Annotated in this window: 9 protein-coding genes; 1 reads left to right on the top strand and 8 read right to left on the bottom strand. The window is 37.1% G+C overall.

The annotated features are described in order from the left end of the window. Positions 1–27: 27 nt before the first annotated feature. The 3 genes from uvrA to MHH88_RS03460 form a co-directional block, all read right to left on the bottom strand. Positions 28–2,892 (bottom strand): excinuclease ABC subunit UvrA, encoded by a 2,865-nt coding sequence (uvrA, locus tag MHH88_RS03470; protein WP_339261595.1) that lies wholly within the window; start codon positions 2,890–2,892, stop codon positions 28–30. A 7-nt stretch (positions 2,893–2,899) separates the two neighbouring features. Continuing rightward, entirely contained in the window at positions 2,900–4,879 is a 1,980-nt protein-coding gene (gene uvrB, locus MHH88_RS03465) for an excinuclease ABC subunit UvrB (protein ID WP_339261594.1), read from the bottom strand. Positions 4,880–5,249: 370 nt separating this feature from the next. Continuing rightward, positions 5,250–5,492 (bottom strand): IDEAL domain-containing protein, encoded by a 243-nt coding sequence (locus MHH88_RS03460; protein WP_024362495.1) that lies wholly within the window; start codon positions 5,490–5,492, stop codon positions 5,250–5,252. Between the two features lie 229 nt (positions 5,493–5,721). Here MHH88_RS03460 and MHH88_RS03455 point away from each other — a divergent pair, with 229 nt between their 5' ends. Further along, positions 5,722–6,231 carry a competence protein ComK gene (locus tag MHH88_RS03455; protein ID WP_339261593.1) on the top strand — a complete coding sequence of 170 codons (510 nt, stop codon included), beginning with the start codon at positions 5,722–5,724 and terminating at the stop codon, positions 6,229–6,231. Between the two features lie 89 nt (positions 6,232–6,320). Here MHH88_RS03455 and prfB read toward each other — a convergent pair. The 5 genes from prfB to raiA all read right to left on the bottom strand — a co-directional run bounded on the left by prfB (position 6,321) and on the right by raiA (position 13,476). Further along, a protein-coding gene (gene prfB, locus MHH88_RS03450) for a peptide chain release factor 2 (RefSeq protein WP_103977644.1) occupies positions 6,321–7,422 on the bottom strand; the annotation gives its coding sequence in 2 pieces (ribosomal slippage) (positions 6,321–7,349 and positions 7,351–7,422; 1,101 coding nt in all). A 572-nt stretch (positions 7,423–7,994) separates the two neighbouring features. Then, positions 7,995–8,519, bottom strand: coding sequence for a competence protein ComK (locus tag MHH88_RS03445; protein WP_339261592.1), 525 nt, complete (start codon positions 8,517–8,519; stop codon positions 7,995–7,997). Between the two features lie 371 nt (positions 8,520–8,890). Then, positions 8,891–11,404, bottom strand: coding sequence for a preprotein translocase subunit SecA (secA, locus tag MHH88_RS03440; protein ID WP_339261591.1), 2,514 nt, complete (start codon positions 11,402–11,404; stop codon positions 8,891–8,893). A gap of 227 nt (positions 11,405–11,631) precedes the next feature. Continuing rightward, the gene (gene fliB, locus MHH88_RS03435; RefSeq protein ID WP_339261590.1) at positions 11,632–12,840 is read right to left on the bottom strand and encodes a flagellin lysine-N-methylase; all 1,209 of its coding nucleotides are present in this window, start codon (positions 12,838–12,840) and stop codon (positions 11,632–11,634) included. A gap of 84 nt (positions 12,841–12,924) precedes the next feature. Then, positions 12,925–13,476 (bottom strand): ribosome-associated translation inhibitor RaiA, encoded by a 552-nt coding sequence (gene raiA / locus MHH88_RS03430; RefSeq protein WP_069510631.1) that lies wholly within the window; start codon positions 13,474–13,476, stop codon positions 12,925–12,927. Positions 13,477–13,522: the final 46 nt, after the last annotated feature.

Here is a 13,522-nt window from a genome sequence, read left to right as displayed (position 1 = left end):
TTTTTACGTTTTGCTGATTGTAAAAATTTATTTTATTGCTTCTGTTAAAGCTGTTTCCATACGTTGACGATCACGTATTAATATTGGTTTTAAATATTTACCGGTATAAGAGCCAGCCACTTCCATTACTTCTTCTGGTGTACCAGTTGCAACAATGGTACCTCCTTTATCGCCACCTTCTGGCCCTAGATCAATAATGTAATCCGCTGTTTTAATAACATCTAAATTATGCTCAATAACGAGCACCGAATCCCCATTTTCTACAAGTCGTTGTAAAACAATTAGTAAACGCGCAATATCATCTGCATGTAAGCCCGTCGTCGGCTCATCTAAAATGTAAAATGACTTACCTGTTGAGCGACGATGTAATTCAGATGCCAATTTGACACGTTGCGCCTCACCACCAGATAGTGTTGTCGCAGGTTGACCTAATTTCATATACCCTAAGCCAACATCAACAATCGTTTGTAATTTTCGTTGGATTTTAGGGATATTTTCGAAAAACACGACGGCATTTTCAATTGTCATATCTAAAATATCGGCAATACTTTTATCTTTATATTTTACTTCAAGTGTTTCACGGTTGTATCGTTTCCCATGGCATACCTCACATGGCACATAAACATCTGGTAGGAAATGCATTTCAATTTTAATAATCCCGTCACCCCGACATGCTTCACAACGGCCACCTTTAACGTTAAAGCTAAAACGTCCTTTTTTATAGCCACGTACTTTTGCTTCATTTGTTGTGGCAAACACATCGCGAATATCGTCAAAGACACCCGTATACGTTGCAGGATTGGAGCGAGGAGTTCTTCCTATTGGCGATTGGTCAATATCGATAACCTTTTCCAATTCATCGATCCCTGATACTTCTTTATGTGCGCCTGGCTTTACCTTTGAACGGTTGAGCTTTTGGGCTAATGTTTTATATAAAATTTCATTAATTAGTGTTGATTTACCTGATCCAGATACACCTGTTACTGCTACAAATAAACCTAATGGCACATCTACTTTGACGTTCTGTAGATTGTTTTCCTTTGCCCCCACTATAGATAATTTACGTCCATTTGGTTTACGACGCTCTACTGGTAGTGGTATAAACTTCTTGCCGCTCAAATATTGACCAGTTAACGACTGCGGATTATCCATGACTTCCTGTGGCGTACCTGCTGCTACAATTTGCCCACCATGTACACCAGCGCCTGGACCAACATCAATCAGATAATCTGCCGCTAGCATTGTGTCTTCATCATGCTCGACAACAATCAGTGTATTGCCGATATCTCGCATATTTTGTAGCGTACTAATAAGACGGTCATTGTCTCGCTGATGTAGTCCAATGGATGGTTCATCTAAAATATAGAGTACACCTGTTAAGCGAGAACCAATTTGTGTTGCCAAACGAATTCGTTGTGCTTCTCCACCTGAAAGTGTTCCAGCTGCACGATTTAATGTTAAATAATCTAACCCTACATTCACTAGGAAGCCAAGTCGTTCCTCTATTTCACGCAATACGAGTCTCGCAATTTGCATATCCTTTTCAGATAAATCGAGCTCTTTGAAAAACGTATCTGCCTCCTGAATCGAATACGCTGTTACTTGTCCAATATGTTGATCGCCAATTTTTACAGCTAATGTTTCAGGCTTTAATCGGTAACCTTTACAAGATGGACAAGCTTGCTGTGCCATATATTTCTCCATTTGCTCTCGTACATAATCAGAAGTTGTTTCTTTAAAACGGCGCTCTACATTGCGCACCACACCTTCAAATTCAATCATCTGATCTCGTACATTGCCAAATTCATTTTCATAATAGAAGCGAATTTTATCTTTACCAGAACCATATAAAATCTTATCCATTTTTTCTTTAGGTAAATCTTTGACAGGTACGTCCATCGGAATAGCGTAATGATCACATACTGCCTTTAATAGTTGTGGATAATATTGTGAGCTGGTAGGCTCCCATGGTGCAATGGCGTGCTCTAATAATGAACGTTCCCAATCTGGCACGATTAATTCTAAATCAACCTCCTGCGTTGTTCCTAACCCGTCACAGCTTGTACATGCTCCAAACGGACTGTTAAATGAAAACATACGAGGCTCTAGCTCTCCTATTGAAAATCCACATAATGGGCAGGCATGATGTTCGCTAAATAATAATTCTTCATGTTCCATAACATCAACAAGAACGCGTCCTTCTGCTAATCGAAGAGCTGTTTCTAACGAATCACTAAGACGAGCTGCAATCCCCTCTTTAACAACAACGCGATCGACTACAACTTCTATCGAATGCTTTTTATTTTTATCAAGATCAATCGCATCGTCTAAATCGCGTAATTCACCGTCAATCCGTACGCGTACAAAACCTTGCTTTTTCAAGTCTTCTAGTAACTTGACATGTGTTCCTTTACGACCTGAAATCATCGGTGCCAGTAATTGCATTTTCGTACGTTCTGGATAAACTAATAAACGATCCACCATTTGCTCAATCGTTTGCGATGTAATCTCTATACCATGATTTGGACATATAGGCTTTCCAATACGAGCGAATAGTAAACGTAAATAATCATAGATTTCCGTAACGGTTCCAACTGTTGAGCGCGGATTACGACTTGTCGTTTTCTGATCGATTGAAATGGCAGGCGATAGCCCCTCAATTGCATCTACATCTGGTTTATCCATTTGGCCGAGAAATTGGCGCGCATAGGCAGATAGCGATTCTACATAACGACGTTGCCCCTCGGCATATATCGTATCAAACGCTAATGAAGACTTCCCAGAACCCGATAAACCTGTTAACACGACTAATTGATCACGTGGAATTGTGACATTTATATTTTTTAAATTATGTGCTCGTGCGCCTTGCACGACGATTTCTGTATTTTTCACAAGCCAATCACCCTTCTGCTTTCAATTCAAATATTGTATCTCGTAGTTCAGCTGCTCGTTCGAAATCAAGCGCTTTAGCCGCTTCCTTCATCTCTACTTCAAGAGATGCCAGCAATTTCTCTTTCTCTGCCTTCGTCAACTTCTTGCCTTTCGTTGCCTTTGTTACATAAGATTCCTCTTCCTCTGCCACTTGTGTCGCACGAATAACATCCGGAATCTTTTTGACAATCGTTTTCGGTGTAATGCCATGTTCCTCATTGTACGCCATTTGAATTGAACGACGACGTTTCGTTTCCTCAATCGCCTTTTTCATCGAATCTGTCATATTATCTGCGTACATGATAACATGTCCATTGGCATTACGTGCCGCACGACCAATTGTTTGAATAAGCGAACGTTCCGAACGTAAAAACCCTTCCTTATCCGCATCTAATATCGCTACAAGTGATACTTCAGGAATATCTAAACCTTCACGCAATAAATTAATGCCGATTAGTACATCATATGTACCTTTACGAAGCTCGCGAATAATTTCAATACGCTCTAATGTCTTAATCTCTGAATGTAAGTATTCCACTTTTAAGCCCATTTCCTTCAAATAAGCAGATAAATCTTCCGACATTTTTTTCGTCAACGTTGTAACGAGGACACGTTCATTGCACGCAATACGGTCATGAATTTCGTCAATTAAATCATCGATTTGCCCTTCAATCGGACGCACGTCAATTAATGGATCAAGTAATCCTGTCGGACGAATAATTTGTTCCACCATTTCCGGTGTATGTTCAAGTTCATATGGACCAGGCGTTGCTGATACATAAATGGCTTGATGTATATGTCTCTCAAACTCCTCAAAACGCAAAGGACGATTGTCTAGTGCAGATGGCAAACGGAAGCCATGCTCCACTAGTACCCCTTTTCGGGCTTGGTCCCCGTTATACATACCCCGTACCTGTGGTAATGTCACGTGACTCTCATCAACAATTAGCAGAAAGTCTTCTGGGAAGTAATCAAGTAATGTGTATGGTGTGGCACCAGCTTCACGTAATGTTAAATGACGTGAGTAGTTTTCAATACCTGAACAAAAGCCCATTTCACGCATCATTTCTAAATCATAGCGCGTGCGTTGCTCTAAACGCTGCGCTTCCAATAGCTTATCTTCTGCTCGCAATAACGCAAGACGTTGTTCTAATTCTTGTTCAATATTATCAATCGCTTTCAGCATTTTTTCTTCGCGTGTAACGAAGTGGGAGGCTGGGAAAATTGCTACATGGTCACGATCTGCCAATATTTCTCCTGTTAACGCATCGACTTCTCGAATGCGATCAATCTCATCTCCGAAAAATTCCACACGAACGCAATGTTCATCACGAGAGGCTGGGAAAATTTCGACAACGTCACCTCGCACACGAAACGTTCCGCGTGTAAAACTAATATCATTACGTTCATATTGCACATCTACTAGTTTTCGAAGCAACTGATTGCGTTCAATCTCCATCCCTGTTCGAATGGATACAACCAATTCGCGATATTCTTCAGGAGAACCTAAACCATATATACAAGACACTGAAGCAATAATGATGACATCATCACGTTCGAACAGAGCTGATGTCGCTGAGTGACGCAGCTTGTCGATTTCATCATTAATGCTTGAATCTTTTTCGATATACGTATCTGTTTGTGGAACATACGCTTCAGGCTGAAAGTAATCATAATAACTCACAAAGTATTCAACCGCATTATTTGGGAAGAACTCTTTGAACTCACTATATAATTGACCTGCTAGTGTTTTATTGTGGGCCATAATCAGCGTTGGTTTTTTTACTTGCTGGATAACATTAGAAATTGTAAATGTTTTGCCCGTTCCTGTTGCGCCAAGCAAAGTTTGATGTCGTTTCCCTTCACGTACACCCTCCACTAATTCCGCAATCGCCTGTGGCTGATCCCCGTTAGGCTGATATGGCGCCTGTAAATCAAATGTTTGCACGCATGTTCCCGTCCTTTCCTTCCAATTTGTACATATATTTTAGCATAGCAGTACTAAAATATCGAACATTTAACGAACGAATGTTTGTTATTTTTCTCAATTTCGCATTTTCCATTTTATTACAACTCATTTTTTTATCGTTACTCATCACTACAACTAACGCTATCTTTTATTTCTCTAGAATCTAAACACTTTAACTCCTTATATCCATCATTAGGTATATACCCTTTCTTTAATCATACAATTCTATAAATTTTACAAATGACAAAGAAAATTATCCTTATTGTCCTATGAATGCAATAAGGTGCTTTCTATTTCATTGCAGACAAAAAAATCCGCTCCCCGTAACGGAAAGCGGTCTTATCTAGTATTATTCACTGGCTATTTTGTGTAATGCCTCTAGTTCAGCTGCGTATAGATGAAAAGCCTTTTCATCACGTTCATCGAGTGTTCTATCTATCAGAACCATTAGCTGTTCTTCACGATGCATACGCTGGATATGATTTAAAAATAAATCTAAATAAATCTCGTTCAATAATTTCTCTGCCTCATCAACTTTTTTTGACTGACCAACGGCTTTTAGAAAATCTGTGTACGAATAATATTTATCCAACGATCTCCACCTCGATCCTTTTCTAAATTATAAGAAAATTCAGACCAAATTGCAACGTTAAACAAATTAAAATCAACTATCATTTATTAGAATTATAGCGTATTTTTAAGCAAATTTCTAAAGAAATAGTATCAATTTCTAGACATTTTCGTTTTTTATCCATATTTTCAGTATTCGTCTTGGTCATTTACACTACAAATAAATATTCCCAAAAGGAGGCATTACATATATGTCCAAAAATTATGTAAATGGTTATTTAATGTCTTTCAATACTTACTTATTACAACCGATTCAACATGAATCTAAAATTTTCACTAGGGTCATCGACAAGCATAATGAGCTAATTGTGACACGCAAGCCTTTGCATGTTTTACGGAAGTCATGCATTTCAATGGGCACAACGTATGAAGCAGCAAAATTTTCTGCGAAACGTTTTTTTGGTAATCAACATAAACTGCCAATTGTTGTTGCTTATGATTATGGCTTTCCTTGCATTTTTTTGCCGACCTACTCGCCAAACTCTATACATAATATTTGGATTGGACTTCATGCCATTTCGAATATTTCACCAAGCATTGATGGTTGTATCATTACGTTGAAAAATGAGATAAAAATCGAGCTCCCTATTAAATATGGCTCGATTAGTAAACAATTTGTCAATGCATCTATGCTCTATAAACATTATATGGAAGAGCGCAAGCAACTTAGCCATGATGCCCCCTATCACCCACCATTTTGAGTGCCTGACACCTAGAAAATTCAGAATTGTTTGAGTGCCTGACACCTTAAAAAACCTCAGAAGCTTGTTGCTTCTGAGGTTTTCATTCATTATCCGATTTTAGAACGTAAATAGGCATTGATGAATGGATCTATGTCTCCGTCCATAACTGCTCCTACATTCCCTGTTTCTTCACTTGTGCGATGATCTTTTACCATTGAGTATGGATGGAACACGTATGAACGAATTTGAGAACCCCAGCCAATTTCCTTTTGCTCTCCACGAATTTCATCAAGTTGTGCTTGTTGCTTGTCAATTTCTAACTGGTATAATTTACCTTTCAACATTGTCATGGCTTTTTCACGGTTTTTAATTTGTGAACGCTCTGCTTGACATTGAACAACAGTACCTGTTGGAATATGCGTAATACGGACCGCTGAATCGGTTGTATTAATATGCTGACCACCTGCACCTGTTGCACGATACGTATCAATTTTTAAATCCTCGGTACGAATATCTACTTCAATATTGTCATCAAATTCTGGCATAACATCGCATGACACGAATGATGTATGACGACGACCTGATGAATCAAACGGTGAAATACGTACTAAACGGTGTACGCCTTTTTCAGCCTGTAAGTAACCGTACGCATTATGTCCTTTAATAGATAATGTTACGGATTTTATACCTGCTTCATCACCTGGAAGATAATCGACTGTTTCTACTTTAAAGCCACGTTTTTCAGCCCAACGCGTATACATACGAAGCAACATCGAACCCCAGTCTTGAGACTCAGTACCACCAGCACCAGGATGCAGCTCTAAAATCGCATTGTTATGATCGTATGGGCCACTTAATAGTAGTTGCAGCTCAAAATCATTCATTTTTTGTTGGAATTCTGCTAGCTCATTGCCTAGCTCCTCTTGCAATTCCTCATCAGGCTCTTCACGCAATAACTCCAGTGTCATATCTAAGTTTTCATGTGTATCGACTAATTCTTTATATTCATTAACAATGGCCTTCAAGCCATTCCCTTCATTAATAACTACTTGTGCTCCTTGTTGATCGTCCCAGAAACCAGGCTCTAACATCATTTCATCTAATTCCTGAATACGTGCCTCCTTGTTTTCTAAGTCAAAGAGACCCCCTAAAGTCCGCCAATTTAGTGGCTGTAGTGTCTAACACATTACGTACATCTGCTAATTCAATCATTGTTAAATCCTCCGAACATTTTTAATGGATATTATAAATAAAATCCGTATCTTTTTATTATAGCGTTTTTGAGGCGGAAAACATACTATTTTCAATATCTCCATAGGTTACGCTTAAAAAATGGCAAAGCTTGAACAAAAAAATAGTAGTACAAACTAGCTTAGCTTGTGCTACTATTTTCTTTGTTCAATTTCACTAATTTAATTTTCCAAGTAAGCTTTTACGCGCTTCCGTATGAATCTTTTGATCACAATGCTCGCATGTCAAACGTCTATTTCGATTTACCTTATAAAGTTGATATTTCCTTGTTCCTTCTAAAAGCTTAAACAGTTTCTTACAACAAATACAAGTCGTTTCATAATAAATCATCCATTTCCACCCTTTCGTATAAGCAAATATTATTCATTTGTATTCAAATTTAGCTCGTGAACTAGTTCACTAGTAAATGTCTGCAATTGATAATAGTTAGTTTACATTTGAAAAAGTATGAAGAAATTAAAGTTGCAATGAATTCATTCTTAGTACTTACTTCCGTGATTTATCTTGGGGTAATTATGCGTGGTTAATCTCTAGCTCTCATCTTGCTTTGAATCATCCTCCAACTTTGCCACACGTTGAAAAACTTTGACTCGATCAAATTGTACAAGTAAATGCTTTGTACGCTTCTCAAGCTTATATTTTAATAAGAACGCCCTTTGAATACGGTATTCAAAGGCTTTTGGGCTAACATCCACAATAATTTCTTGGCCGTTCATAAAGACCACCTTTGTTTGCTTTTTATCAACTGCGATATAGTCATCAATATGATGCACAGCAAACCAAATACATTCAGGATGTAAGGGCGACTTACTAGGGAACCATAAAATATTAAAACGCTCATGAACAACAATAGGATTTTTATTCAGCTTACCTAATATCATCTTAGAACCATCAAAAGCCCCTCGTAAGCTAGACCCAAAATAACGAAGATTAAAATCCATTAACCTCGTAGGTGATAATTTAGATATATATTGAAAGTCCCTTTCAATTACACGTGTACATAAATTTCCAAAGGCATCATACTCAGGTATATACAACATAGTTTCACTACTCATAATGTCTCCACAATTATAATGCAATGATTACTCCTCCTTAAATATCATGTTTATTATCTGAATTAAAAAGGAATGTACATGTATCTCGTTGTACTCTATGTACTTCCTCGAGCATACCCTCGAGAATTTTGTCTACTGAAGATCAATTCACCTCCCTTTTAGTCAAAAAAGAAAGTTCATGTGGACTTAATGAAATTATTCAATAATCTGCTATACTATTCACTTTCATTGTACTAAATACCTATTGTTACAATTATTGTATACTCTCAGTTGTCTATTGTCTATTAATTCTGACTTTTAACCCCATATTTTCTAGAAATAGATAAAAAAGATCAACTCAACTATCCGTTGAATTGATCTTTTACTATTATTTATTGACCTGCACCATGACAGTTTTTAAATTTCTTTCCACTACCACATGGGCATAAATCATTTCGACCAATATTTTCCGCATTACGTACAGGTTGTTTTTTCGGTGCTGGAGAACCATCTTCTTTCGGGTTCACAGCCTGACCTTTCGCAACCTCTTCACGTTCTAAGTTACTGCGAATTTCAGCTTTCATCGCGTATTTCGCTACATCTTCACGAATGGAAGCCACCATATCCTCAAACATAGCAAAGCCTTCTTGTTGATATTCGCGTAATGGATCATTTTGACCATAAGCACGTAAGTGTATCCCTTGTCGTAATTGATCCATTGCGTCAATATGGTCAATCCACTTCGTATCAATCGAACGCAATAAGATAACTTTTTCAAACTCACGCATACGCTCTGGTGTTAGCTCTGCTTCTTTTTCATCATAGCGTTGATGCACAGCGTCAGAAATAAGTGCAATAATGTCTTCAGCAGATTTACCTTGGAAATCAGCTACTTTTAATGTACCCTCTTCTAATAGATTTGCGGATACATAATCCTCAATCGCTTTTAAGTTCCAATCGTTCTGCTGCTCTCCTTGTGTATAAAGGCCAACAACATTATCAATTGATTCCTGAATCATGGACTCTACAAGTACACGCATATTTTCTGTTTCTAAAACATCATAACGTTCTTTGTAAATAATCTCACGTTGCTGACGTAAAACATCATCATATTGTAATAAACGTTTACGTGCATCAAAGTTATTCCCTTCAACACGTTTTTGCGCTGATTCTACAGCTCTTGATACTACTTTCGATTGTAATGGTTGTGAATCATCCATTCCTAATCGCATCATCATCGACTTCATATTGTCAGAGCCAAAACGACGCATTAAATCATCTTCCAGTGACAAGTAGAATTGCGTAACCCCTGGATTCCCTTGACGTCCAGAACGACCACGTAACTGATTATCAATACGACGTGATTCGTGACGCTCTGTACCGATAACTGCTAAACCACCAATTTCTAATACACCTTCACCAGGTTTAATATCCGTACCACGACCAGCCATATTCGTTGCGATCGTAACAGCACCTTTTAAACCAGCATTTGCGATGATTTCCGCTTCACGCTCATGGTTTTTCGCATTCAATACGTTATGTGGAATTTTATGTTTATTAAGCAATTGCGAAATAATTTCTGACGTTTCAATCGCAACTGTACCGACAAGTACAGGTTGTCCTGCCTTATGGCGTTCAGCAATGTCAGCCGCCACCGCTTTATATTTTCCTTCCATCGAAGCAAAAATTAAATCTGGACGGTCATCACGAGCGATAGGCTTATTCGTTGGAATCGCAATAACACTCATATTGTAAATATTGCGGAACTCTTCTTCTTCTGTTTTCGCTGTACCTGTCATACCTGCAAGTTTCTGATACATACGGAAATAGTTTTGGAATGTAATTGTAGCCATTGTCATCGATTCATTTTGAATCTCAACGCCCTCTTTAGCTTCAATTGCTTGGTGAAGGCCATCCGAATAGCGACGCCCTTTCATTAAACGTCCCGTAAAGCCGTCAACAATGACAATTTCGCCATCTTGGACTACATAGTCAACATCATTATGCATACTCACATGTGCCTTTAATGATTGGTTAATTGCATGATTTAATCGTACATGTGTTAAATCAAATAAATTGTCGATACCAAATGCTTTTTCGGCTTTTTCTACACCAGCATCCGTTAGCGTAACACCTTTTGTCGACTCTTCATATGTGTAATCTGTCTCTGCACTTAACATGCGGACAAATGCATTAGACTGTTTGTACAATTGTGCTGATTTCCCAGCCTGACCCGAGATAATTAATGGCGTACGTGCTTCATCAATTAAAATCGAGTCCACCTCATCGATAACAGCATAGTGTAACGGACGTTGCACACGTTCTTCTTTATAAAGCACCATATTGTCACGTAAATAGTCAAACCCTAACTCATTGTTTGTACTATACGTAATATCCGCTTCATATGCAGCGCGCTTCTCTTCTTTTGATAAACTGTTTAAATTTAAACCTACAGTAAGGCCTAAGAAATTATACAGTTGGCCCATCTCAGCGGCGTCACGACTAGCCAAATATTCATTGACTGTCACAACATGCACGCCTTTACCAGTAATAGCATTTAAATAAACCGCCATCGTCGCTGTTAACGTTTTACCTTCACCGGTTTTCATCTCTGAAATATTACCTTCATCAAGTGAAGCAGCACCCATGATTTGCACGCGGAAAGGATACATGCCTAATATACGTTTCGACGCCTCACGACTCACCGCAAACGCTTCAGCACGAATAGAATCTAATTTTTCGCCATCTGCATAACGCTTTTTAAATTCTTCTGTCTTCGCTTGTAGTTGGTCATCTGAAAGCTGTTCCATTTGAGAAGCGAATCCCTCAACTTGGTCAGCGATTTTTTCTAATTTTTTTAACTCACGTTTATTGAAATCAAATAATTTATTTAATAGGTTTGCCATGAATATTTTTCACTTCCTATACGAGTCTCAAATTTCATTTTACCATTGTGTAACAGTTTCATGCAAACAGTGTCCTTAAAGCGCTAACTGAAATGGGATAAAGTAAGTTTAATTCATTAACTTACATTAATCGCCATTTGTAATAATTGTACTGCATATTCCATAAAAAAACCTCTCGCTATAGTGAGGCTACAACAAGAGGTAAAAAAATTTTTTCTTTATATTAACTAACTCTTTAATAAAACAATCATATGAGCCATCGTTGAATAACCGCTCTCGTTAAGCATTTCGCGAACATTTTGTAAATAAGCTAAATCATGTTCAATCGTTTTAGCATAGGATTGAATTAGTTTAATGACCAACTCAGTAGTCAATCCTTTATGATGCCCTGCCATTCCAATTAAATGAAGCTTAATGATTGAAATATTTACTGATAACATAACAAAACTCTCAAATAAATTAGGCTGATCAAATGGAAATAAATTTTTAAATACATAATTTACAGCATAATTTTCAAGTATATATTCGTGCTCTCTCATGAATGGAGCATAATATTCGGCATAAAACCTTTTATACAATAAAATAGAATCATTAATATCTGTTTCATCATTTAGCTGTAAGGAATTTATCATATCATTGACACAGTCCAAATAACGTTGGCTCGAAATGCCGCCCATTAAACGATAACTCAAAAGTTCTTTTGCCATATTCATTTGAAATGATAGATTTTCTGGTAAATTTAATAATAATTGAATTTGCTCATCATCATTTAGAATATTTTTATATCGAGTCATTATAGGTTCTAATTGTATTGCCCAATCCTTAATTGGTATTTCGCTTATTTTTTGAAAAAACATGCCAATAACTATTAATCGCACATCTAAAGATTGCTTACGATTTTGTAACATTTCGATTGTAAACATTCTTAATTCCCAAAAATGTGGCTTTTCTTTGGAATCTAGTTTCGCATCAACTAGTATATTTTTTTTGGTTTGCTCTTCATCAATGATAAAATTAATGCCTGTCTCATTAAGTAACATTAAACGTGCTGCCTCGGGACATGAAGGTGTCAAACTTTTCTCAAGACGATTATCAACTTCCTTTACTATTCTTGGATATACCGAACATGTATGACACAAAAACTCTTCACCAAGTTCTGCCTGTATTTTGCACCAACCATCTTCAGTCAGCATGGTACATACATTATTTTCAGTCATTTTAATTTTCCCATAAGAAAAATCAGATGGATTTGAACGCTCTCTAGTTATGTATTTTTTTAATTCTTCTTTAATCCCTGGTTTACTAATATTACGATATTTTTGAAAGGTTGTTTTATCAACAGCGACTTTCCAACCGGCGCAACAAGTATCTTCACATGAAGCACCTATACATGAAAACTTCGTTAAATATTCAGGTATTAATATTTCTCTATACATACATCACACATCCTTAGTTTTATTAATTTTATCTTAATAAAAAAACTCCCGCCAATGCGAGAGTTCTTTTTACTATTTTAATGTTTAAGTTGTTTCGATTAAACCGTACTTGCCATCTTTACGTTTGTAAACAATGTTTGTACCATTTGATTCAGCATCAGTGAAAATATAGAAATCATGTCCTAACATATTCATCTGTAACACCGCTTCTTCTTGATCCATCGGTTTTAAATCAAATTGTTTTGTACGCACAATAGAATACTCGTCATCCTCTGTTACTGTATCAGCTACAGCTTGTGATGTAGCAAAATAAAGTCCTGCACCTTCACGCTCACGGAATTTACGGTTTACTTTAGTTTTATGTTTGCGAATTTGTCGTTCTAATTTATCGACAATTAAATCGATTGCAGCATACATATCATTATGACGTTCTTCTGCACGAAGTGTTAAGTTTTTCATTGGAATTGTAACTTCCACTTTTGTTTGTTTGTCATTGTAAACCTTTAAATTTACGTTAGCATTGGCGTTAACATCTTCGTTAAAATAACGTTCAACTTTTTCGATTTTATTTTCAACATACTCTCGAATAGCTGGAGTTACCTCAATATTTTCACCGCGAATGTTAAAGTTTAACATGTAAACTCCTCCTTTATAACTGCTATACTTTATATTTCTACACAAG

Origin of the sequence: Lysinibacillus sp. FSL K6-3209 (assembly GCF_037976175.1) — a bacterium.
Taxonomy (GTDB): domain Bacteria; phylum Bacillota; class Bacilli; order Bacillales_A; family Planococcaceae; genus Lysinibacillus; species Lysinibacillus sphaericus_D.
This window is presented reverse-complemented; position numbering and strand designations above follow the sequence as displayed.

Excerpts from the sequence above, each read along its gene's own strand:
- raiA (WP_069510631.1), bottom strand. The coding sequence starts at position 13,476 with ATGTTAAACTTTAACATTCGCGGTGAAAATATTGAGGTAACTCCAGCT.
- MHH88_RS03445 (WP_339261592.1), bottom strand. The coding sequence starts at position 8,519 with ATGAGTAGTGAAACTATGTTGTATATACCTGAGTATGATGCCTTTGGA.
- MHH88_RS03455 (WP_339261593.1), top strand. The coding sequence starts at position 5,722 with ATGTCCAAAAATTATGTAAATGGTTATTTAATGTCTTTCAATACTTAC.
- secA (WP_339261591.1), bottom strand. The coding sequence starts at position 11,404 with ATGGCAAACCTATTAAATAAATTATTTGATTTCAATAAACGTGAGTTA.
- fliB (WP_339261590.1), bottom strand. The coding sequence starts at position 12,840 with ATGTATAGAGAAATATTAATACCTGAATATTTAACGAAGTTTTCATGT.